At 65.0% G+C, this 23,135-nt stretch carries 19 protein-coding genes; 16 read left to right on the forward strand and 3 right to left on the reverse strand.

The genetic code is table 11. The features are described 5' to 3' along the window. Positions 1-62: 62 nt before the first annotated feature. Positions 63-935 carry a GNAT family N-acetyltransferase gene (locus XH85_RS22205; RefSeq protein WP_245474202.1) on the forward strand — a complete coding sequence of 291 codons (873 nt, stop codon included), beginning with the start codon at positions 63-65 and terminating at the stop codon, positions 933-935. A 168-nt stretch (positions 936-1,103) separates the two neighbouring features. Here the strand turns inward: XH85_RS22205 and pdxR are convergent, their stop codons facing one another. After that, entirely contained in the window at positions 1,104-2,510 is a 1,407-nt protein-coding gene (gene pdxR / locus XH85_RS22210) for a MocR-like pyridoxine biosynthesis transcription factor PdxR (RefSeq protein ID WP_128933474.1), read from the reverse strand. Between the two features lie 113 nt (positions 2,511-2,623). Between pdxR and XH85_RS22215 the strand changes: the two genes are divergently transcribed. Together XH85_RS22215 and XH85_RS22220 are read left to right on the forward strand one after the other, a co-directional pair. Next, positions 2,624-3,085, forward strand: a complete 462-nt coding sequence (locus tag XH85_RS22215) for a carboxymuconolactone decarboxylase family protein (protein WP_128933475.1) — start codon at positions 2,624-2,626, stop codon at positions 3,083-3,085. A gap of 41 nt (positions 3,086-3,126) precedes the next feature. Continuing rightward, positions 3,127-3,765 (forward strand): HD domain-containing protein, encoded by a 639-nt coding sequence (locus XH85_RS22220; protein ID WP_128933476.1) that lies wholly within the window; start codon positions 3,127-3,129, stop codon positions 3,763-3,765. Between the two features lie 28 nt (positions 3,766-3,793). On the opposite strand, the gene XH85_RS22225 is transcribed toward XH85_RS22220, so the two are convergent. Further along, positions 3,794-4,060 (reverse strand): DUF3551 domain-containing protein, encoded by a 267-nt coding sequence (locus tag XH85_RS22225; RefSeq protein ID WP_128933477.1) that lies wholly within the window; start codon positions 4,058-4,060, stop codon positions 3,794-3,796. Between the two features lies 1 nt (position 4,061). Next, positions 4,062-4,382 (reverse strand): DUF3551 domain-containing protein, encoded by a 321-nt coding sequence (locus XH85_RS22230; protein ID WP_128933478.1) that lies wholly within the window; start codon positions 4,380-4,382, stop codon positions 4,062-4,064. 252 nt (positions 4,383-4,634) lie between these two features. Here XH85_RS22230 and XH85_RS22235 point away from each other — a divergent pair, with 252 nt between their 5' ends. From XH85_RS22235 to bamA, 13 genes are all read left to right on the forward strand, one after another. Then, complete coding sequence (locus XH85_RS22235; RefSeq protein ID WP_091885854.1) at positions 4,635-5,357, forward strand: outer membrane protein; 723 nt, start codon at positions 4,635-4,637, stop codon at positions 5,355-5,357. Between the two features lie 440 nt (positions 5,358-5,797). Next, positions 5,798-9,301: a DNA polymerase III subunit alpha gene (gene dnaE / locus XH85_RS22240; RefSeq protein WP_128933479.1), complete on the forward strand. Its 3,504-nt coding sequence runs from the start codon at positions 5,798-5,800 to the stop codon at positions 9,299-9,301. Positions 9,302-9,400: 99 nt separating this feature from the next. Beyond that, positions 9,401-9,928, forward strand: a complete 528-nt coding sequence (locus tag XH85_RS22245; RefSeq protein WP_164940814.1) for a DUF2846 domain-containing protein — start codon at positions 9,401-9,403, stop codon at positions 9,926-9,928. A gap of 222 nt (positions 9,929-10,150) precedes the next feature. Beyond that, positions 10,151-12,703, forward strand: a complete 2,553-nt coding sequence (locus tag XH85_RS22250) for a caspase family protein (protein ID WP_128933481.1) — start codon at positions 10,151-10,153, stop codon at positions 12,701-12,703. Between the two features lie 214 nt (positions 12,704-12,917). Next, positions 12,918-13,913 (forward strand): 30S ribosomal protein S2, encoded by a 996-nt coding sequence (locus XH85_RS22255; protein WP_128933482.1) that lies wholly within the window; start codon positions 12,918-12,920, stop codon positions 13,911-13,913. A gap of 133 nt (positions 13,914-14,046) precedes the next feature. Further along, the gene (gene tsf / locus XH85_RS22260) at positions 14,047-14,970 is read left to right on the forward strand and encodes a translation elongation factor Ts (protein ID WP_128933483.1); all 924 of its coding nucleotides are present in this window, start codon (positions 14,047-14,049) and stop codon (positions 14,968-14,970) included. Positions 14,971-15,031: 61 nt separating this feature from the next. After that, positions 15,032-15,748: a UMP kinase gene (gene pyrH, locus XH85_RS22265; RefSeq protein WP_128933484.1), complete on the forward strand. Its 717-nt coding sequence runs from the start codon at positions 15,032-15,034 to the stop codon at positions 15,746-15,748. Positions 15,749-15,814: 66 nt separating this feature from the next. Further along, positions 15,815-16,378: a ribosome recycling factor gene (gene frr / locus XH85_RS22270; RefSeq protein WP_091885834.1), complete on the forward strand. Its 564-nt coding sequence runs from the start codon at positions 15,815-15,817 to the stop codon at positions 16,376-16,378. Positions 16,379-16,390: 12 nt separating this feature from the next. After that, positions 16,391-17,149, forward strand: a complete 759-nt coding sequence (locus tag XH85_RS22275; RefSeq protein ID WP_091885831.1) for an isoprenyl transferase — start codon at positions 16,391-16,393, stop codon at positions 17,147-17,149. Beyond that, positions 17,146-17,988 (forward strand): phosphatidate cytidylyltransferase, encoded by an 843-nt coding sequence (locus XH85_RS22280; RefSeq protein WP_128933485.1) that lies wholly within the window; start codon positions 17,146-17,148, stop codon positions 17,986-17,988. The genes XH85_RS22275 and XH85_RS22280 overlap by 4 nt, the downstream gene beginning before the upstream one ends. Before the next feature lie 4 nt (positions 17,989-17,992). After that, positions 17,993-19,216 carry a 1-deoxy-D-xylulose-5-phosphate reductoisomerase gene (dxr, locus tag XH85_RS22285; RefSeq protein WP_128933486.1) on the forward strand — a complete coding sequence of 408 codons (1,224 nt, stop codon included), beginning with the start codon at positions 17,993-17,995 and terminating at the stop codon, positions 19,214-19,216. A gap of 45 nt (positions 19,217-19,261) precedes the next feature. Next, on the forward strand, positions 19,262-20,413 hold the full coding sequence (gene rseP, locus XH85_RS22290) for an RIP metalloprotease RseP (RefSeq protein WP_128933487.1): 1,152 nt from the start codon (positions 19,262-19,264) through the stop codon (positions 20,411-20,413). Positions 20,414-20,591: 178 nt separating this feature from the next. Further along, on the forward strand, positions 20,592-23,114 hold the full coding sequence (gene bamA, locus XH85_RS22295) for an outer membrane protein assembly factor BamA (RefSeq protein ID WP_128933488.1): 2,523 nt from the start codon (positions 20,592-20,594) through the stop codon (positions 23,112-23,114). Positions 23,115-23,135: the final 21 nt, after the last annotated feature.

Below are 23,135 nucleotides of genomic sequence, written 5' to 3' on the forward strand. Positions count from 1 at the left end.
TGGCCGGGCGTGCTGATCCCGGGGAGGATTCGAGAATGGCTGTCGTGTGCCGACCGGCTCGCATGGACGACTTGGCGAGAGCCGACGAGATCGTGGTCGCCAGCATCAACGAACTCACTGAGAGGCGGGGCTTTGGAAAAATGGCATCCTCCCGCCCGCAGAATTTTCAGGCCTTCTCGCTCACGGACGATCCCGAAGGTCTATGGGTCGCCGATGACGACGGAGAACTCGTCGGCTTCGCGTGGAGTTGGGTTTGTGGCGAGCTTTGGTTTCTGGCGCAGCTGTTCGTGACCCCGGATCGCCAGAGCGACGGCATTGGCAATCAACTCATCAGCAAGATGTTTGCTCACGCAGAGAAGCGCGGAGCATCCGTCAAAGCGCTGATCACCTTCACGTTCAACAACGTGTCTCAAGGCCTCTACATCCGCCACGGGCTATTCCCGCGCTCTCCGATCTACATGGTCAGCGTGCCTCGTGACCGGCTGGCGTCGCGGTTGGCCGAGCCGCGGCTTCGTCTTGAATCTCTCACGGCCAAGACGGCCGGGTTGGATGAGCTGGCGCCCATTGATGTCGGTGCACTCGGTGTTTCCAGGGAGAAGCATCATCGGTATCTCCTGGGCGACAGCCAGACGAGCGGGTTCACCATCCACGCCGGCAGCGAGTGCGTCGGGTATGTCTATATTTCGGATGGACACATTGGCCCGCTTGCAGTCCGCCGGCCAGATCTCATGGGCTCGGCGCTTGCTGCTGCGTTGTCGTTCGCGGCGCAGAGCGATGTTCCGACCATTTCGGCCTTCGTGCCGGGCGCGAGCGAGCCAGCGCTCAAGGCGGCGACCGACCACGGGATGCGCCTGACGTTCCCGATGCTGCTGATGTCGAACCGGCAGTTCGGAGATTGGGGCAGCTACCTCCCGCGCAATCCGGGTTTCATGTAGGTCAATCCAAGCGCGTTGTAAGCAGAGTCACCGCGCAGCTTGGTCACGGGACAACGACCGGTCCTTTCTTCGCACGCGACCCTTGCCAGTCACGGGTCGGCCTGTCGCTCCATGAGAAGCCGATAAAGATCGTGACATGGCCGGTTAGGGCGATCGAGGTCAGCTTGGTCACGTAATACGGTCGATGATCTGAAGCAGCCGATCACAGGACGCCTCGATCCTCTTTAGCGGAGACGTCGCGACGCCCAGCAACAGTCCCGGGCGGGCCGAAGCCCTCGACGCATACCAGAGCGATAGCGGCGTGGGCGCCAGTCCAAGCGGTGCTGCTTCCCTGGCGATGGCAAGATCGGCTGCTCCCTTCGGCAACCGCAGGACAGCCGCCAATCCGGCAATCGCAACATTTGCAGTGCGCGGGCGAAGGTATTTCAGCAATGCATCGCCTTGCGCTGCATAGACCCGCTTCGTTCGCCGAAGATGCCGGAGATAATGGCCGTCGCGCATGAAATCGGCGGTCGCGAGCTGCACCGCTGGCCCGGGCGCCGGCGCGAGGCACGCCGCAGTTTCGGCAAACCGCGACGCCAGTGCGGCCGGTGCAACCACAAAGCCGAGCCGCAAGGCAGGGGTTATGGTCTTGCTGAAGGAGCCGATGTGAATGACGCGGCCGGCGCGATCGAGGGAGGCGAGCGCCGGCGTGGCCCGGCCCTTGAGCTGAAGCTCGCTCAGATAATCGTCTTCGATCACCCACGCCTTGTTTTGGGTCGCCCAGTCGAGCAGGCGTGAGCGTCTTGCCAGCGACAGCGTGAATCCGAGCGGCGCCTGCTGCCCTGGTGTCACCACAACCAGTGCCGCATCAGGCGCATGTTTCAGGGCGTAATCGACATCGATGCCGTCAGCGTCAACCGGGATCGGCGCGATCGACAATCTCGCAAGCTCGAGGCCGCGCCGCGTAAAGGGAAAGCCGGGATTCTCCACCCAGACTTTCTTCTGCTCGAGACCAAGGACACGGAGCGCCAGACCAAGCCCGCCGCTAAAGCCGCTGGTGATGATGATCTGGGACGGCGCGCATTCGATCCCGCGCGCCAGCGCAAGGTAGGCCGCGATCTCGCGCCGCAACTCCAACTCGCCGCGCGGGTCACGGTAAATCGCCGGCGCGCTCACCTCAACGCGAACCGCCTGCGCGCGCATCCTCGCCAGCAGCATGGCAGGAAGGGTCTCCTGCGCAGGCACGCCCATCTGGAAGATCGCCGGCCCTGCGGTGAGTTCCTGGTACATCTCCATGAATGAGCCGGGGGCGGGGGCTTTGTCCCGCCGAACGGGGAAGGACGGCCGGTCCACGACATGCGTGCCTGTAGCGCGGGCTGCAACGATCAGTTGGGCGGATGAGAGCTTTTCATACGCCGAACGCACGGTGCCGCGCGCGACGCCGAGCTGGGCCGCCAAATCCTGCCATGAGGGCAGGCGAGCGCCCGGGGCGAGCACACCGCTCTCGATGGCAGCTCTGATCCCCCTGTGGATCTGCTCCGCCAGTGGCGTCTTCGCGGATCGATCGAGCTCCAGCCGCAGCGATTTGGTCATGCACCTTGGTACACGAGTTTTGTAGGTTTTTGGTACTTTTTTGTGGACTAGTGCAGGGGCACCTAAGGGGCGAAGGGAGCATTTCATCCCCTGATCCATCAAGGAGAAAGCAGATGAGTGAACGTCTCAACTACAACCACATCGCGCCGGCAGGCGCGAAGGCACTGGGCGGCGTCTACGGCTACGTCATGCAGAGCGGACTGCCTGCGACACTAGTCACCCTCGTCTATCTCCGCGTTTCGCAGATCAACAACTGCGCCTATTGCTTGGACATGCACACCCGCGACCTGCTCAAGAGCGGCGTGAAGATCGAAAAGCTCGCGTTGCTGCAGGCATGGACCGAGGCCGGGAATCTCTTCGACGAACGCGAGCGCGCGGCCCTCGCCTGGGCCGAGACGGTGACCCGCGTCGCCGAGACCAACGTTCCGGATGAAGCCTATCAAGCCGCCCGCAAGGTCTTCAGCGAGCGCGAGCTGGTCGATCTCACGATCGCGATCAGCCTGATGAATGCGTACAATCGCATGTCGATCAGCTTCCGAAAGACGCCACAGGCTGCGCTCGAGAATGCAGCCTGACCCGAAGGGCATCAGCCGAAACAGAAACCAGGAGCCTGAAAATGACGAGCGTGATCTCCGGCGTCAAAATTCCCGACAGCCAACTGGCGCGCGAAGCCACCGAGCTGGTGCGCAGTTACGAAGACGAGATGTTGTTCAACCATTCGGTTCGCGTCTATGTGTTCGGCGCGATCAAAGGGCTGCGTCAGAAGCTGAAGTTCGATTCCGAGCTGCTCTATGTCGCAGCGCTGTTTCACGACCTCGGCCTCGTCGATCACTACCACACCGAGACCAAGCGATTTGAGGTCGACGGCGCAGACGCCGCGCGCGACTTTCTGCAGGCGCGCGGCATTGCCGAGCGGCAGGCCGATCTGGTGTGGGAAGCGATCGCGCTGCACACCACCCCCGGCATTCCGCAATATATGAGGCCGGAGATCGCTCTCACCAACGCAGGCGTTCTGGTGGACGTCGTCGGCGTTGGATATGACGACTACACACCGGAGCAGCGCGACCAGGTGATCACTGCGTTTCCGCGTGGTGACTTCAAGAACGAGTTCCTGAAGGTGCAGACCTGCTCAGCCCTGAAGAAGCCGCAGACGACCTTCGGGACGGTCAATTTCGACTACATCGAAGATTACGACCCCAGCTTCCGCAAGCCAAACGCGTGCACGCGCATCCGCAACACGCCCTGGCAAAGCTGAGAGATACGAGGCCATAGGATCGTTGGGATTATCCGACGCCAGCGGCGGCAGGGCTCGATCGGCGAGGGGGCGTCGGTGTCCTTGATGGGAAATACGGGTTCACGATGCAGCTCGCCGAACGCCCGACGGCGAGATATCTGCACTGCTCAAGCGAGCCATAGCGGCAGTCGAAATAGCCGACTGGACCGTAGATCTGCATGCAGACTGGATAGCGCGGATCATAGGTTTGCGCGTGCGCACGCGCGCTCGCAAGGAGCATGCCGGCTGCGATCAGCGTAGGCCACGCGCGGCGCATCTCAGCGCGACAGGAAATAGCCTGATGAATAGCCTGGCGTCTGCGCGCGCGGACGATTTTGATACGCGTAGGGATCATCGGTCTGGCCTGCGAAGAACGGATTGGCGATGCAGGTCAGCGCGCGACCCGATGCGCTCGCCTGACACTGCGCGTAGCTATCGAACCTGCAATTGCTCAGCCCCGGCCATTCATCGCCGGTGAGACAGAATGGATGATTCTTGCCGAAGGCGCGCGCCGGCGTGCTTGCGTTGAGCGCGAGTGCAAATGTGGCGAGAGCGAGCGAAAATGTGGCGACAATGGGGAGAGTAACTCGGGCTCGCATCTGGATTCTCCAATCACGCGAATGTGCGCGCGACGTTGTTACGCGCGCATGCAGTTTATGTCGTGTTGTCGACATTGGAACTACAGAAAACACTTGTTTCAAAGGGTTTCCCACGCGCTCTGCTAAACGTTCATTAATGAAGCGCGGCCCTTTGGCTCTAACTGTTGCGTCGAAGTTACAGCAATTCCGTCGATCGCTGATATGACGACCCACGGCCCGGGGGCCTACTGAAGAAACTGGAACGGGAATCAAATGAAGAAGAATTTGTTGCTTGCCGCTGTCAGCCTGATCGCGCTCAGCGCGGCTGCGCCGGCGGTGGCTGCTGACCTCGCGGCGCGGCCCTACACCAAGGCTCCGCCGGCGGCGATCGCTGCGGTCTACGACTGGAGCGGCTTCTACATCGGCATCAACGGCGGCGGCGGTTCGGCTCGCACGACCTGGGATTTCGTTGGCGTCGGCCGCGAAGGTTCGCACGATGCGACCGGCGGCACGGTCGGTGGTCAGATCGGCTATCGCTGGCAGTCCGGCCAGTTCGTGTTCGGCGTGGAAGGCCAGGGCAACTGGGCCGACTTCTCCGGCGACAATGTCAGCGCGCTGTTCGCCACCCGCAACCGCACCAAGATCGATGCGTTCGGCCTGATCACGGGCCAGGTCGGTTATGCCTGGAATAACGTCCTGCTCTACGTCAAGGGCGGTGCGGCTGTGGTCAGCGACAAGTACGAGATCTCCGACCTCGGCGGCGGGCTGCTCGCGTCGACCAGCGACACCCGCTGGGGTGGTACTGTTGGTGCCGGCCTCGAGTACGGCTTCGCGCCGAACTGGTCGGTTGGCGTCGAGTACAACCACATCTTCCTGGCCGACAAGGACGTGACGTTCGCCGGCTTCGCTGGCACGGAGCGCATCCGTCAGGACGTCGACATGGGCCTCGTCCGCCTGAACTACAAGTTCGGCGGCATGCCTATCGCGCGCTACTGAGACTGATCGCTCAATTCGAGCGTCGTCGAAAGCCCCGGCCTTGCGCCGGGGCTTTTTTATTGTTCGAGTTCAAGAAGTTAACCATGCCCTTGCGGAATGGCTCAGACGGCTTGACTCCTGAGAACGAAATGAGAACAATGTTCTTCATACGTTCTAGGCAAAGGAGCGAGACATGTTCAGGGTTTTCGTGGAAGAAGCGGCTGCACTGGCGTCAATCACGCTGTTCGTCGGGATGATCGCGATCTGGGCCCAGGTGATTCCGCAACTCTGAGGAGGCGCGGTTGGGGAAAAGCGGGACGACGCGGCGGATTGGCCGCTCCGGCGTGGACTCTCGCGGCGCCACACCCCACCATCGGGAGGCGAGTCGGCCGGGCGAGTGCATAATGCCTTGAGGAGCTGGCGACCGCTCCACTTCATCTGCAAGAGGCCGTTACGCGACCATGCCGAGCGCCGGATTTGTCCACCTTCACGTTCACTCGGCCTATTCGCTGCTCAAGGGCTCGATCAAGATCGCCAAGCTTGCCGAGCTCGCCAAGAAGGACCACCAGCCGGCCCTAGCGCTGACCGACACCGACAACATGTTCGGTGCGCTGGAATTCTCCGACAAGATGGCGGGTTCCGGCATCCAGCCGATCGTCGGCTGCGAACTGGCGATCGACTTCGGCGACCAGGATCCGAACGCGCGCAACGCGCTGGGGCCGTCGCGCGTGGTGCTGCTGGCGGCGCAGGAGCGCGGCTATCGCAGCCTGATGCGGCTGAATTCGCGGGCGTTCCTGGAGACGCCGGATACCCATGCCTCCCACATCAAGTTCGACTGGCTCGAAGGCGAGACCGAGGGCCTGATCGCGCTCACCGGCGGTCCGGACGGACCGATCTCGCTGGCGCTTGCCACCGGGCAGGCCGAAATTGCGGCGTTGCGGTGCGAGCGTCTCGCCAGCCTGTTCGGCGACCGCCTCTACATCGAATTGCAACGCCACAACACCGACAAGGAACGCCGCATCGAGAGCGGCCTGATCGACATCGCCTATGCCAAGGGCCTGCCGCTGGTCGCGACCAACGAGCCATATTTCGCCGCGACCGACGATTACGAGGCGCACGACGCGCTCTTGTGCATCGCCGGCGGGCGGCTGATCGCCGAGACCGAGCGCGAGCAGCTCACGCCTGATCACCGCTTCAAGACCCGCGCCGAGATGGCGGTGCTGTTCGCCGACATTCCGGAGGCGCTGGCCACGACGGTGGAGATCGCCGAGCGCTGCTCGTTCCGACCGATGACGCGCAAGCCGATCCTGCCGTTCTTCACCGTCGGCGCCGCATCGAGCTCGGATGCGGCCGCGGTCGAGGCCGCCGAATTGAAGCGCCAGGCGGAGGAGGGGCTCGCCAACCGCCTGCGCGTCCACGGCCTGTCGCAGGGCACGACGGAGGAGACATACGCCAAACGGCTTGCCTTCGAGCTCGACGTCATCATGCGCATGAAATACGCGGGCTACTTCCTGATCGTGTCGGACTTCATCAAATGGGCGAAGTCGCAAGGCATTCCGGTCGGGCCGGGCCGCGGCTCCGGCGCAGGATCGTTGGTCGCGTGGGCGCTGACCATCACCGACCTCGATCCGATCAAGTTCGGCCTGCTGTTCGAGCGCTTCCTCAATCCCGAGCGCGTCTCGATGCCGGACTTCGACATCGACTTCTGCCAGGATCGCCGCGGCGAGGTGATCCAGTACGTGCAGCAGCGCTACGGCCGCGACCAGGTCGCGCAGATCATCACCTTCGGTACGCTGCAGGCGCGCGGCGTGCTGCGCGACGTCGGCCGCGTGCTGCAGATGCCCTACGGCCAGGTCGACAAACTCACAAAACTGGTGCCGCAGAATCCGGCTGCGCCGGTGACGTTGGCGGCTGCGATCGAGAGCGAGCCGAAGCTCCAGGCGTTCCGCGACGAAGACCCGGTGGTGGCGCGCGCCTTCGACATCGCCCAGCGCCTCGAAGGCCTCACCCGCCACGCCTCGACCCATGCGGCCGGCATCGTGATCGGCGATCGCCCCTTGAGCGAACTCGTGCCGCTCTACCGCGATCCCAAATCCGACATGCCGGTGACCCAGTTCAACATGAAATGGGTCGAGCCGGCGGGCCTCGTGAAGTTCGACTTCCTCGGCCTGAAGACGCTGACCGTGCTCGACGTTGCTTGCAAGCTGCTCAAGCCGCGCAACATCCACGTCGATCTCGCGACGCTGCCGATCGACGATGCCGAGAGCTACCAGATGCTGGCGCGCGGCGACGTGGTCGGTGTGTTCCAGGTTGAAAGCCAGGGCATGCGGCGCGCGCTGATCGACATGCGTCCCGACCGTTTCGAGGACATCATCGCGCTGGTGGCGCTCTATCGCCCGGGTCCGATGGCGAACATTCCGACCTATTGCGCGCGCAAGCACGGCGACGAGGAGCCTGAATATCTGCACCCCGTGCTGGAGCCGATCCTGAAAGAGACCTTCGGCGTCATCATCTACCAGGAACAGGTGATGCAGATCGCGCAGGTGATGTCGGGCTATTCGCTTGGCGACGCCGACCTGTTGCGCCGCGCCATGGGCAAGAAGATCCGCGCCGAGATGGACAAGCAGCGCGACATCTTCGTCGCGGGCGCGGTGAAGAACGGCGTGCCGAAAGGGCAGGCCGAGACCATCTTCGAGCTGCTGGCGAAGTTCGCCGATTACGGCTTCAACAAGAGCCACGCGGCGGCCTATGCGCTGGTGTCCTACCACACCGCCTACATGAAGGCGCATTATCCGGTGGAGTTCATCGCGGCGTCGATGACGCTCGATCTCAACAACACCGATAAGCTTTCCGAATTCCGCTCCGAGGCGCAGCGCCTCGGCATCAAGGTCGAGCCGCCGAACATCAATCGCTCGGGCGCGACCTTCGAGGTCGGCGAGAAGACGATCTACTACGCGCTTGCCGCGCTGAAGGGCGTCGGCATCCAGGCGATCGACCAGATCATCGAGGAGCGCACGAAGAACGGTCTCTTCACCTCGCTCGCCGACTTCGCCGCGCGGGTCAATCCGCGCGCGATCAACAAGCGCATCATCGAGAGCCTTGCCGCCGCCGGCGCCTTCGACACGCTGGAGCCGAACCGGGCGCGCGTCTTCGCCGGCGCGGACTCGATTCTGGCCGCCTGCCAGCGCGCGCACGAGGCCGCCACCATCGGCCAGAACGACATGTTCGGCGGTTCGGCGGATGCGCCCAGCATCATGCTGCCGCAGGTCGAGCCGTGGCTGCCGGCCGAGCGGCTGCGCCGCGAATACGACGCGATCGGCTTCTTCCTGTCGGGACATCCGCTCGACGATTACGCCACCGTGCTGAAGCGTCTGCGGGTGCAGAGCTGGGCCGAGTTCTCGCGCGCGGTGAAGACCGGCGCCACTGCCGGCAAGGTCGCGGCCACCGTGGTCTCGCGCATGGAGCGGCGTACCAAGACCGGCAACAAGATGGGCATCATGGGCCTGTCCGATCCGACCGGCCATTTCGAGGCGGTGCTGTTCTCCGAAGGCCTCGCGCAATATCGCGACGTGCTGGAGCCGGGCGCCGCCGTGCTGCTCCAGCTCGGCGCCGAGCTCCAGGGCGAGGACGTCCGCGCCCGCGTGCTGCATGCCGAGCCGCTGGATGACGCCGCGGCCAAGACGCAAAAGGGCTTGCGCATCTTCCTGCGCGACACCAAGCCGCTGGAATCGATCGCCAAGCGTCTCGCCGGACCCGAGATGGCGCCAGCGAACGGTGCCGCGCCGAAGATCGGCAGTCCCGGCATCGCGCCGCGCTCCAACGGCGACGGCGAGGTCTCGCTGGTGATGATGCTCGATCTCGAGACCGAGGTGGAGATGAAGCTGCCCGGCCGCTTCAAGGTCTCGCCGCAGATTGCCGGCGCGATCAAGGCGGTCGCAGGCGTGGTCGACGTGCAGCAGCTCTAAGACCCGGTCTGCGCGATCCACACAGTGGTCGTGGGATGTGGTTGCAACCTGTCGCTGATTCCAGCTAGCATGCCCCCGGGGAATGGGCTGGGGTGTGCGATGCTGCGACGGGGCGCGTTGTTGTTGGCCGTCGGTGCGATGCTGGTGAGCTGTGTCAGCGATCAGGTCGGAACCGACTTTGCCTCTGTGTCGAAAAAGGTCGGGCCTCCGCGCGCCGGGCACTCGCGCGTCGTCCTGCTCCAGGACAAGAGGAATGGCCTCAGCATGGCGATCTGCGCCTGTGAGGTGAGGCTCGACGGTGCGCCGCTCGGCAAAGTCGTGGCTGGGAAATACGCCTATGCCGATCGGCCGGCGGGTCGCCACGAATTGCTGGTGACGGAGCTGATGTTTCCGGGCGACACCAAGCGCGAGATCGTGATGGAGGCCGGCCGGACGCACTTTTACCTCATCAAGAGCAGCCCCAGGCACGATGCCGCGACCGGCGGTGCGATCGTCGGCGGCTTGGCCGGGCTTGCCGTCGTTTCCGTGGCGACGGCGGGAGACGCCAATCCCGGGCCGGCCGAACTCGTTGCGCTGGACGAGGCGACCGCGCGGACGAAGCTCGCCGAGCTGCAAGCTGTGGAGTGAGGTGCGCTGCACGACGATCCGATCGCACAGGGTAGCGACTTGAAGGAGCCTTGCGCCGTTTCGAGCTGACTTGAGGCTGACTTGAGGGTGATCTGGAGCTGACGGCAGCAGCGGCGTGGCCATGCCATCGCCTCAATCCGAGCTTTTCGTTCAACCGCCGTTCAGCCGGCTGCGCGCTTCATGCGTGGTGGCACCTCAACAACAATAGCGGGCAAGCAAGCCATGCGTGGGACGCTCAAAGTCTTCATTTGCCTTCTCCTGCCGATCGTGGCCCTTGCCGCCGGCGCGCCGGGACCCGTGCGCGCCCAGCAGCAGGAGAAGCGCATCGCGCTCGTGGTCGGCAACGGCGCCTATGCCAAATCGCCGCTGGCGACCACCGCGAACGATGCCGGCCTGATCGCGCAAACGCTGCAAGCGGCGGGCTTCGACGTCGTCGGTGCGCGCGATCTCGACGGCGACACGCTGCGCAAGAGTTTTCGCGATTTCATCCAGAAGGCGCAGGCCTCAGGCCCCGGCACCGTCGCGATGATTTATCTCGCCGGCTATGGCGTGCAGCTTGCCGGCGAGAATTATTTCATCCCGGTCGATTCCAACATCACCCGCGACACCGACATTCCGACCGAGGCCTTGCGCGTCAGCGACTATGTCCGCCAGCTCGCCGCCATTCCGCTCAAGGCCAACATCGTCGTGCTCGATGCGGCCCGCGCGCAGCCCTTCATCGAAGGTGGCCAGCCGATCGCGAGTGGCCTCGCGCTGGTTGAGCCCGAGCCGAACATGCTGATCGCCTTCAATGCGGCGCCCGGCACGGTGGCGCCGGAGGAGCCGGGCCCCTACGGCATCTATGCGCAGTCGCTGGCCGAGATGATCCGCACCGGCGGCCTGCCGCTGCCCGAGGTGTTCGATCGCGTCCGCCTGCGCGTCAACGAGGCCAGCAAGGGCGCGCAGGTGCCCTGGAACGAGCAAAAGATTACCGCCCCATTTTCGTTCTTCGAGCGTGGGCCGGACGCGCCACCGCCGGAGGCCGCGCCCGACCAGGTTGCCGCGATCCGCAGCAAGCCGATCCGCGATCTCGGCGTGCAGGATGCCTATGCCGCGGCGCTCGAGCGCGACACGCTGCCGGCCTATGAGGAATTTCTCGCGGCCTATCCGAACGATCCGCTCGCAAAGCGCGTGATGGCGATCGTCGCGGCGCGCCGCGAAGCCATCACCTGGCGGCGGACCTACCGAACCGACACGCCCGAAGCGTACTGGTCGTATCTGCGCCGCTATCCGCGCGGACCGCATGCGGCGGATGCGCGCCGGCGCCTTGCGATCCTCACCGCGCCGGCCGAGCCGCCGCCGAGCTTTGCGATGATCGATTACGACGTGCCGCCACCGCCGCCGGAGGAGGTGGTCTATGTCGATCGCCCCGTGCTGTATTTCAGCGACCCCGATTTTGGCTTCGCGCCGCCACCGCCGCCCCCGGTCTACTATCTGCCGCCGCCGCCGCCGGATTTCGTCGTGCTGCCGCCGCCGCTGCCCGTGGTCGGCCTGTTCGTGCTGCCCCAGCCGGTGTTCGTGCCGATCCCGGCGTTCGTCCAGCCGCCGGTCTATGTCGCGCCGCCGCCGAACAACATCATCTACCAGAACATCCACAACACCACGGTCATCAATACCGTGATCAACCGTCCGCCGGCCGCGCCGACGGGCGCGGCGCCCGCGCTGGGCAATCTGGCGCCAGCCGTTGCCGGACGCGCCAATCCGGCAGGTCCAGCGGTGCCACAGGCCGTCGTCCAGCGCGCTGCCCTGATCCAGCAGGGCAAGGCGCCGATGCCGCCGAGTGCGACCATCCAGCCGACGGCTAGACCTACGGCTAGACCTGGAGCGCCTGCCGCGACGCCGGCGAATGTCGCTCCGACTGTTGCGCCAACCGCTGCGCCACCGACCAGGCTGCCGCAGGCCAACACGCTGCCGGTCCCCGGCGCTCACGGCGGCCCGCCGGCGCCGCCCGCGGGGGCAGGGCCTCTGCCGGGCGGAAGGCCCGTGCCGCCGACGGCGACTGCACCCGGTGCGCCGTCGCCGACCCATCCGGGGGCGCCGACGACTGCTGTCCCCGGCACAGCACCGCCGGCTCATTCCGGCGCCCCAACGGCTGCCGCGCCAGGGACGGCTGCGCCCACCGCGACGAGCCCGGCCGCCGGACCCGGCCAACCGCCGAAGCCGCCGGTGGCGCAGACCCCACCCGGGGCCGGCCCTGCGGATCACGCCAAATCCGCGACCCGCGAGCCGGCCAGCTTGCCGCCGCCAGCGGCGGGTGGGCACGGCACGCCTCCGACCACCGCCGGCAGACCGGTCACGCCGCCACCCTCGGCCGCGCGCGAGCCGATCAAGCCGCCGAATCATCCGTCGGCTGCGCCGGCGCAGGCTGCCCGGCCGTCCGCACCGCCACCGCGGCCGCAAGCCGTGGCACGACCGACGCCTCCGCCGCCGGCCGCCGTCGCGCGCCCGGCACCGCCGCCTCCGCCGCATGTCGCATCGCCTCCACCGGCACGGGTGGCTCCGCCCGTGGCGGCTGCGCGGCCGGCGCCGCCGCCGCCGGTCACAAGGCCAGCGCCGCCGCCGATGGCACGGCCCGCGCCGCCGCCGCCGGTGGCTCGGCCGGCGGCACCGCCACCGCCGCCGCCCCGGATGGCCGTCGCGCCTCCGCCGCCGCCGCGCCCGGCAGCGCCTCCGCCACACCCCGCGGCTCCGCCGCCGGCGGCAAAGAAGTGCCCGCCGAACCAGCCGAAGTGCTAAGGCACGGCCCGATCTCTCTAAAAAAAGGGGCCTCTCGCGGGCGAAAACCGCCCCCCGAAAGGCCCTTATTTCCTTGCTTCTGGCCGAAATGGCGCTATATAGCGCGCCATCTCACACGGAAACATGGCTCACAAGGCCGTCCGGTGGCAACCGGGGCGAGAACGCTCCGTTTTGCTCACACGTTTCCGGAGGAACCAACCGGAGAATTAGAACGATGGCGCTACCTGATTTCACCATGCGTCAGCTGCTCGAAGCTGGCGTGCACTTTGGTCACCAGTCTCACCGCTGGAATCCGAAAATGGCACCGTTCATTTTCGGCACCCGCAACAACATCCACATCGTCGACCTCGCCCAGACCGTGCCGATGCTGCACCAGGCCCTCCAGGCCGTCAGCGACACGGTTGCCAAGGGCGGCCGCATCCTGTTCGTCGGCACCAAGCGCCAGGCGCAGGACGGCGTTGCCGACGCGGCCAAGCGCTGCGCGCAGTATTTCGTCAATTCGCGCTGGCTCGGCGGCACGCTGACCAACTGGAAGACGATCTCGGCCTCGATCAAGCGCCTGCGCCACCTCGATGACGTGCTCTCGGGCGGCGAAGCCAATTCCTACACGAAGAAGGAGCGCCTGACGCTGCAGCGCGAGCGCGACAAGCTCGACCGCTCGCTCGGCGGCATCAAGGACATGGGCGGTCTGCCCGACCTGATCTTCGTGATCGACACCAACAAGGAAGACATCGCGATCCAGGAAGCCCAGCGACTCAACATCCCGGTCGCGGCGATCGTCGACACCAATTCGGACCCCAAGGGCATCACCTATGTGGTGCCGGGCAATGACGACGCCGGTCGCGCCATTTCGCTGTACTGCGATCTCATTGCGCGTGCGGCGATCGATGGCATTTCGCGCGCCCAAGGCGATTCGGGCATCGACATCGGCGCCTCGGCCCAGCCGCTCGCTGAAGAGCTGCCGGCGCCCTCGTCGAGCGGTTTCCAGGGTCTTGCAGGTCCCCGCGGCACCGCGGACGACCTCAAGAAGCTGCCGGGCGTGTCGGGTGCGATCGAGAAGAAGTTCAACGATCTCGGCATCTTCCACTACTGGCAGCTCGCCGAGCTCGACCACGACACCGCGCACACGATCGGCGAAGAAGTCGGTCTGCCGAGCCGTGCGGATGCCTGGGTGGCCAAGGCCAAGGCGCTGACCGCGGAAGCGGAATAGTCAAAAAGAGCGATGGGTTGGCCGGATAGGATCCGGCCACCATTTCAGTTGACGCGAATTCCTGAGATGGACCGCGGCGGGGTGCTTCGATGCCGCGCCGCGGCAAACCGGCAGGCACAAAGGATTTTCAACGATGGCAACGATCACAGCTGCGATGGTCAAGGACCTGCGCGAGTCGACCGGCGCAGGCATGATGGACTGCAAGGCCGCCCTGACCGAAAACGACGGCAACATGGAAGCCGCGCAGGACTGGCTGCGCAAGAAGGGCCTGTCGAAGGCCGCCAAGAAGTCGGGCCGCGTCGCGGCCGAGGGCCTGATTGGCGCGCTCACCAAGGGCACCAAGGGCGTCGTGGTCGAGGTCAACTCCGAGACCGATTTCGTGGCGCGCAACGGCCAGTTCCAGGGGCTGGTCAAGATGATCGCCCAGGTCGCGTTCGACGTCGGCGCCGATGTCGAGAAGATCAAGGCCGCCAAGGTCGGCGACGTCACGATCGAGACCGCGATCAATGACGCGATCGCCACCATCGGCGAGAACATGACGCTGCGCCGCGCTGCCCAGCTCGAAGTCAGCCAGGGCGTGGTGTCGCACTATGTCCACGGGGCCGTCGTCGACGGCGCCGGCAAGATGGGCGTGATCGTGGCGCTGGAATCGCCGGGCAAGGCCGACGAGCTCGCAACGCTCGGTCGCCAGATCGCGATGCATGTCGCCGCCACCAACCCGCTGGCGCTCGATCCGTCCGGCCTGGATCCGGCGGTCGTCAAGCGCGAGAAGGACGTGCTCGCCGACAAATACCGCCAGCAGGGCAAGCCCGAGAACGTGATCGAGAAGATCGTCGAGTCCGGCCTCAAGACCTATTACAAGGAAGTCTGCCTGCTCGAGCAGGCCTTCATCCACGACACCGGCAAGTCGGTGGCGCAGGCGGTGAAGGAGGCCGAGGGCAAGGTCGGCGGGCCTGTGAAGATCGCGGGCTTTGTGCGCTATGCTCTCGGTGAGGGAATCGAGAAGCAGGAAAGCGACTTCGCAGCCGAGGTCGCGGCGGCCAGCGGCAAGAAGTAAGCGCCGGAACACCTCCTTCCGGCGTGCCGCCGGAAGCGGCGCCCGGACAAGGAAAGTGCTCATGACTGATCCGGTCTATCGTCGCGTCGTGATCAAGCTGTCCGGCGAATACCTCGCGGGACAGCAGGGCTTTGGTATCGACCAGCCGACCGTGGACCGGGTTGCGGATGATCTGATTGCCGCCCGCAAGCTCGGCACCGAGGTCGCGGTCGTGATCGGCGGCGGCAATATCGTGCGTGGTGTCGAGGTGTCATCCCGCGGCGTATCGCGCCCGACCGGCGACACCATGGGCATGCTCGCCACCATGATGAACTGCCTCGCGCTGGAAGCGGCGATCGAGCGCAAGGGCTCGCCGGCCCGCACGCTGTCGGCCTTCGTCATGCCGGAGATTTCCGAGCTGTTCACCCGCGCCGCGGCGCACAAATACCTCGCCGAGGGCCGGATCGTGCTGCTCGGCGGCGGAACCGGCAATCCGTTCTTCACCACCGACACGACCGCGGTGTTGCGCGCCGCCGAGATCGGCGCCCAGGCGGTTCTGAAGGCGACCAATGTCGACGGCGTCTACTCGGCCGACCCGAAGAAGGATCCGACCGCCACGCGGTTCGACCGGCTGACGCATTCGCAGGCCATCGAGGGCGACTACAAGGTGATGGATGCCACCGCCTTCGCGCTTGCCCGCGAGACGTCGCTGCCTATCATTGTATTCTCGATCGCGCAGTCGGGTTCGATCGGTGCGATTCTGCGTGGTGCCGGCCACGGAACCATTGTCGCCGGCTGACGGCTCGTTGTCGCGCCCCGAGAGAAGGGCGCGGAGCGGTCGCCGGGATTTTGAAGGAGAAACGTGATGGCCACGGGTAGTTTCGACCTCAACGAAGTGAAGCGCCGCATGCAGGGCGCCGTCCAGTCCCTCAAGCACGAGCTTGGCGGCCTGCGGACGGGGCGCGCCTCCGCCTCGATGCTCGATCCGGTGCAGGTCGACGCTTATGGCACTCACATGCCACTCAATCAGCTCGCCACCGTCAGCGTGCCGGAGCCGCGCCTGATCTCGGTGCAGGTCTGGGACAAGTCGATGGTCAAGGCGGTGGAGAAGGCGATCGTCGATTCCAACCTCGGCCTGTCGCCCGCGACCGAAGGCCAGGTGCTGCGCCTGCGTATTCCCGAGCTCAACGAGGAGCGCCGCAAGGAGCTGGTGAAGGTCGCGCACAAATACGCGGAGGCCGCCAAGGTCGCTGCGCGCCATGTCCGTCGCGACGGTCTCGACGTGCTCAAGAAGCTCGAGAAGAATCACGAGATGTCGGAGGACGACCAGAAGCGTCACGCCGACGAGGTGCAGAAGGCGACCGACGGCACGATCACCGAGATCGACCAGCTGCTGGCCGCCAAGGAAAAAGAAATCCTCACCGTTTAAGGCATCGCCTTCATGTCCAACGCCGCCGCGCCCGCAACGGAAGGACCCGACCGGTCCGACGCGCCTGCGCATGTCGCCATCATCATGGATGGCAACGGGCGTTGGGCGGCTGCGCGCGGCTTGCCGCGTGCGGAAGGGCATCGCCGTGGCGTGGACGCGCTGCGCCGCGTGGTGCGCGCCTCGCACGAGCTCGGCATTCGCTATCTCACCATCTTCTCGTTCTCCTCGGAGAACTGGTCGCGCCCGGCGAGCGAGATCGGCGATCTCTTCGGCCTGCTGCGGCGCTTCATCCGCAACGATCTGGCGAGCCTGCATCGCGACGGCGTCAAGGTCCGCATCATCGGCGAGCGCGAAGGACTTGAGAGCGATATCTGCGCGCTCCTCAACGAGGCGGAGGAGCTGACGCGCGACAACACGCGCCTCACGCTCGTCGTCGCCTTCAACTACGGCTCGCGGCAGGAGATCGCGAAGGCCGCGCAGAAGCTCGCGCGCGAGGTCGCAGAGGGCAGGCGGGATCCCGCCACGATCGACGCCGAGACGCTCGGCGCGCATCTCGATGCGCCCGACATTCCCGATCCCGATCTCATCATCCGCACCAGCGGCGAGCAGCGCCTGTCCAACTTTCTGATGTGGCAGGCCGCCTATAGCGAGCTCGTCTTCGTGCCGATCCACTGGCCCGATTTCGACAAGGCGGCGCTGGAAAGCGCGATCGCCGAATTTGCCAGGCGCGAGCGCCGTTTCGGCGGCCTGGTCGCGAAAACCGCCTCGTGAGCGAACCCGACGCCGCACCGGCGGGCTCTGCGCCTGCCCCGAGCAATCTCGTGCTGCGGATCCTCGCCGCGCTCGTGCTGGCGCCGCTCGCCATTGCGCTCGCCTACGCCGGCGGCTGGCTGTGGGCACTTCTTGTCACCCTGGTGTCGATCGGACTGTTCGCGGAATGGCTGATGGTGGTGGGCGCGGGCTCGGTCGCGCTGACTGGGACGGGGACTATCGTCATCGCCATCATGGGATTTTGCGTTGCCTTCGGCGCGCTCAAGACGGCTGTCATCGCCGGCTTCATCGGCGGTGCGATCGTGACGCTGATCGCGCGGGGCAAGTTCGTCTGGGCGGCTATCGGATTCGCCTATGCATCGGCGGCGCTGCTGGCCTCGATCCTGGTGCGGCAGGATCTCTTAAACGGGTTCGCTGCCCTGATGTTCGTGCTGCTCGTGGTGTGGGCGACCGATATCGGCGGCTATTTCGCCGGCCGCAGCATCGGTGGACCGAAGCTGTGGCCACGCGTGAGTCCCAAGAAGACCTGGGCGGGCGCTCTCGGCGGCTTTGTCGCAAGCCTCTTGGTTGCGGTGGGCTTCGCGGCTTGCGGGCTCGGAAAGATGGCGCCATTGCTGCTCGTCAGCGCCATCCTGTCGGTGGTATCGGCGCTGGGCGATCTGTTCGAATCCGCAGTGAAGCGGCGCTTCGGCGTCAAGGATTCCAGTCACTTAATTCCCGGCCATGGCGGACTTATGGACCGCCTGGACGGCTTTGTTGCCGCCATCCTGGCGGCATGGATTATCGGCTTTCTCCGCCATGGTGTGCATAGCGCCGGAAGCGGTCTTATGGTTTGGTGAGGATATGAGCGCGGTCCCATTGCGTAACAACAGGCTTGCTGCGTCTGCCGTCCGCAGCGTCACGGTACTCGGTGCCACCGGCTCGATCGGCGACAGCACGATGGATTTGCTGCGCGCCTCGCCCGAACGCTATCGCGTCGAGGCGCTGACGGCGAACGGCAATGTCGAAGCGCTGGCCAAGCTCGCGAAGGAATTCTCCGCGCGCTACGTCGCGATCGCCGACACCTCCAAGCTCGCCGAGCTGAAGGCCGCGTTGGCCGGGACCAGCACCGAATGCGGCGCCGGCGAAAGCGCGGTGATCGAGGCGGGTGCGCGTCCTGCCGATTGGGTGATGGCGGCCGTGAGCGGCGCCGCCGGACTCAAGCCGGCCCTGGCCGCGGTTGATCGCGGCGCGCATGTCGCGCTCGCCAACAAGGAATGCCTGGTCTGCGCCGGCGATTTCTTCATGCAGCGCGCGGCAAAAGCCGGCGCCTGCATCCTGCCGGCCGATTCCGAGCACAATGCTCTGTTCCAGGCGCTGAGCTCAGGCAATCGCGACGAGCTCGTCCGCGTCATCATCACGGCCTCCGGCGGCCCGTTCCGGACCTGGAAGCCTGCCGACATCGAGCAGGCCACGCTCGAGCAGGCCCTGAAGCACCCCAACTGGAGCATGGGCCAAAAGATCACGATCGATTCCGCCTCGATGATGAACAAGGGGCTCGAGGTGATCGAGGCGTCCTATCTGTTCGCGCTCGCGCCCGACGAGATCGACGTGCTCGTTCATCCGCAGTCGATCATCCACGGCATGGTCGAGTTTTCCGATTGCTCCGTCGTGGCCCAGCTCGGCGCGCCCGACATGCGGACGCCGATCGCGCATTGTCTCGGGTGGCCCGACCGTATCAAGGGTCCGGCGGCCAAGCTCGACCTGGCCAAGATCGGCCAACTGACCTTCGAGGCGCCGGATTTCGAGCGGTTCCCGGGCCTGCGCCTAGCCTTCGATTCGCTCCGGACCGGGAAGGGAGCGACCACGGTCTACAATGCTGCCAACGAGGTCGCCGTCGCCGCCTTCATCGCCGGCAAGATCCGGTTTGGTGCGATCGCGCGCCTGGTCGAGGCGACGCTGGATGACTGGGTCCGCAGCGGGAACCAGGCTCCGATGACCTCGGCCGATGATGCAATCTCCGTTGACCATGTTGCTCGAAATAGAGCTGCCGCCCTATTGCCTCAAATTGCCTTAAAGGCATCCTAGATGGTTCGGGGCCAGGGCCTTTGCGGCGCTGGATGAGGGAATTCGATGATCGACTTTTTTGTCCATAGTTTCAATACGTTGAGCCATGGGCTCCTCGGTTACGTGATCCCCTTCCTGTTCGTCCTGACCATCGTCGTGTTCTTCCACGAGCTCGGCCATTTCCTGGTCGCGCGCTGGGCGGGCGTTCGCGTTTTGACCTTTTCACTCGGTTTCGGGCCTGAGCTGGTCGGTTTCAACGACCGTCACGGGACGCGCTGGAAGATCTCCGCGATTCCGCTTGGCGGCTACGTCAAGTTCTTCGGCGACGAGAGCGAGGCCTCGACCCCGTCGGCCGAGGCGCTCGCGGCCATGACGGCCGAGGAGCGCGCCGGCAGCTTCCATCACAAGAAGGTCGGCCCGCGCGCCGCCATCGTCGCCGCCGGACCGATCGCCAATTTCATCCTGGGCGCGCTGATCTTCGCCGCCATGGCGCTGTACTACGGCAAGCCGAGCACGATCGCGCGCGTGGACGGCGTCGTCGCCGACGGCGCTGCGGCCGCGGCGGGCTTCAAGATCGGGGACGTCGTCGTCCAGATCGACGGCAAACCGATCGAGAGCTTTGCCGACATGCAGCGAATCGTTGCGATGAGTGCAGGTTCAGCGCTTGCGTTCCAGGTGAAGCGCGACGGTGCCATCGTGTCGCTGACTGCGACCCCCGCACTGCTCGAGCGCAAGGATCCCTTCGGCAACCGTCATCGTGTCGGCGTGCTCGGTGTCGAGCACAAGTCGCAGGCTGGTGAGGCCTCGACCGCTCCGGTGGGCATCGGCGAAGCGCTCAAGATCGGCGTCGAGCAGGTCTGGTTCATCATCACCAGCACCTTCAAGTTCCTGGGCTCGTTGTTCGTCGGAAACGGCAATCCCAACGAGGTCAGCGGCGTCCTGGGAATCGCGAAGATGTCGGGGCAGGCGGCCAGCGCCGGATTCCAGTTCGTGATCAATTTGTGCGCGGTGCTGTCGGTGTCGATCGGCCTGTTGAACCTGTTCCCGATCCCGCTGCTCGATGGCGGTCACCTTATGTTCTATGCGGCGGAAGTGGTCCGCGGCCGGCCGCTGTCCGAACGGACTCAGGAGATGGGGTTCCGAATCGGGCTCGGTTTGGTGCTGATGTTGATGGTGTTTGCGACCTACAACGACATCCTTCGGATGGCGGCTTCCTGATAGGGGCTTTTTTGTGGCGTTGCTGTTGAGCAACGTCTTGGAATGAAATTGAAATTGCGGCGCGCTCGACCGTTTGCGGCGTCGGTGAAATTGGCTACAAGCGGCCTGAACTTGGGGAATCTTTCCAGATCGGCGTTGGGGTTGGGTCTGGTACGGAATGATAAGGGCGCGTTGCGCGATGAAGTTTGGACTGCGACTCCGGGGGGGCTTGCTCGCAACCCTGATCATGTTCGGCGCGCCGGTGGTTGCCCCGGTTGGGGCTGTTTTCGTGTCTTCGTCTGCACTCGCTCAGACGGTCCAGTCGATTTCCGTCCAAGGAAATCGCCGTGTCGAGGTGGAGACGATCCGCTCCTATTTCAAGCCGGGCCCGGGCGGCCGCCTGGATCAAGGCGCCATCGACGACGGCCTGAAGGCGTTGATCGAGACTGGCCTGTTCCAGGACGTCAGGATCAATCGCGGCCCCGGCGGCCAGATCATCGTCTCCGTGGTGGAAAACCCGGTGATCGGGCGCATCGCCTTCGAGGGCAACAAGAAGATCAAGGACGAGCAGCTCACCGCTGAGGTCCAGTCCAAGGCACGGGGCACCTTCTCCCGCGCCATGGTGCAGTCCGACACATTGCGAATCGCCGAGATCTATCGCCGGTCCGGCCGCTATGACGTGCGCGTCACGCCTGAAATCATCGAGCAGCCGAACAATCGCGTCGACCTGATCTTCACGATCGAGGAGGGCGCCAAGACCGGCGTCAAGTCGATCGAGTTCGTCGGCAACAATGCATTCTCGTCTTATCGCCTGCGCGACGTCATCAAGACGCGCGAATCGAACCTGCTGAGCTTCCTCGCCAGCGGTGACATCTACGATCCCGATCGCGTCGAGGCGGACCGCGACCTGATCCGTCGCTTCTATCTCAAGCACGGCTTCGCCGACGTCCAGGTCGTGGCCGCGCTCACCGAATACGATCCGGAGAAGAAGGGCTTCAACGTCACCTTCAAGATCGAGGAAGGCGCGCAATACCGCGTCGGCGCGGTTGACTTCCGCTCCAGCATTCCGAATTTCGATCCCTCGTCGCTGCGCGGGTATTCGCGCGTCAGCGTCGGCTCGCTCTACAACGTCGAATCGGTCGAGAAGTCGGTCGAGGAGATGCAGATCGAGGCTTCGCGCCGCGGTTATGCCTTCGCCGTGGTTCGTCCCGGCGGCGACCGCAATTTCGAGGCCCATACCGTCTCCGTCGTGTTCAACGTCGACGAGGGCCCGCGCACCTATATCGAGCGCATCAACCTGCGCGGCAACACCCGCACGCGCGACTACGTGATCCGCCGCGAGTTCGACATCTCGGAAGGCGATGCCTACAACCGCGCGCTGGTCGACCGCGCCGAGCGGCGGCTGAAGAACCTCGACTACTTCAAGAGCGTGAAGATCACGACCGAACCCGGCTCGTCGAGCGACCGCGTGATCCTGATCGTCGACATGGAAGAGAAATCGACCGGCGACTTCTCGATCTCCGGCGGCTACTCCACGACCGACGGCGCGCTGGCCGAAGTCTCGATCTCCGAGCGCAATCTGCTCGGCCGCGGCCTGTTTGCCAAGGCGTCGGTGACCTATGGCCAGTATGCGCGCGGTTACTCGCTGTCGTTCGTCGAGCCCTATCTGCTCGACTATCGCGTGGCGCTCGGCCTCGACCTCTATCAGCGCCAGCAGCTGGCCAACAGCTACATCTCCTACGGCACCAAGACGCTCGGCTTCTCGCCGCGCCTCGGCTTCTCCTTGCGTGAAGACCTGGCGCTCCAGCTGCGCTACTCGATCTACCAGCAGGAAATCACGCTGCCGTACTATCTGGCGAACTGTAACAACAATCTGGGAACGTCGGCCTTCAACCCGAGCCCGGCCTTCGCCGCCGTGAACGGCATCGACCTGAGCTCGACCAACGGCCTCGGTTGCTACAGCGACGGTGAAGCCTCGCTGCCGGTGCGCAAGGAACTTGCCAACGGCAAGACCCTGACCTCGGCGCTCGGCTACACGCTGACCTACAACACGCTGGACAACAACAAGAACCCCACCGACGGTCTGCTCATCGACTTCCGGCAGGATTTCGCCGGCGTCGGCGGCGACGTCAGCTATCTGAAGACCGTTGCGGACGGAAAGTACTACGCTCCGCTGGTGTCTGACATCGTCGGCATCGTCCGTCTTCAGGGCGGTATTCTGACCAAGATCAACGATGATCTGCGGATGCTCGACCACTTCCAGATGGGCCCGAACCTCGTCCGTGGCTTCGCGCCGAACGGCATCGGCCCGCGCGACCTGAATCCTTTCGGTACGCAGGACGCGCTCGGCGGCACCAAGTATTGGGGCGCTTCGCTCGAATTGCAGATGCCGTTCTGGTTCCTGCCCAAGGAAGTGGGTCTGAAGGGCGCAGTCTATGCCGACGCCGGCGGTCTCTACGACTATAAGGGACCGACGAGTTGGACCGCTACCAACGAGGTCAATGTGCCGGGCTGTATCCCGTCGACCATCAATCCGACGAGCACCGGAACCTGTACTGGCCTCGTTTACGACGACAGCAAGGTGGTCCGCACGTCGGTCGGTGTCGGCCTGATCTGGCAGTCGCCGTTCGGTCCGCTGCGCTTCGACTACGCCGTGCCGCTCACCAAGGGCAAGTACGACCGCACGCAGGAGTTCCGGTTCGGCGGCGGCACCACGTTCTAATTCGATCAGCACGGCACGATC

It is taken from the genome of Bradyrhizobium zhanjiangense (assembly GCF_004114935.1).
In the GTDB taxonomy this organism is placed as follows: domain Bacteria; phylum Pseudomonadota; class Alphaproteobacteria; order Rhizobiales; family Xanthobacteraceae; genus Bradyrhizobium; species Bradyrhizobium zhanjiangense.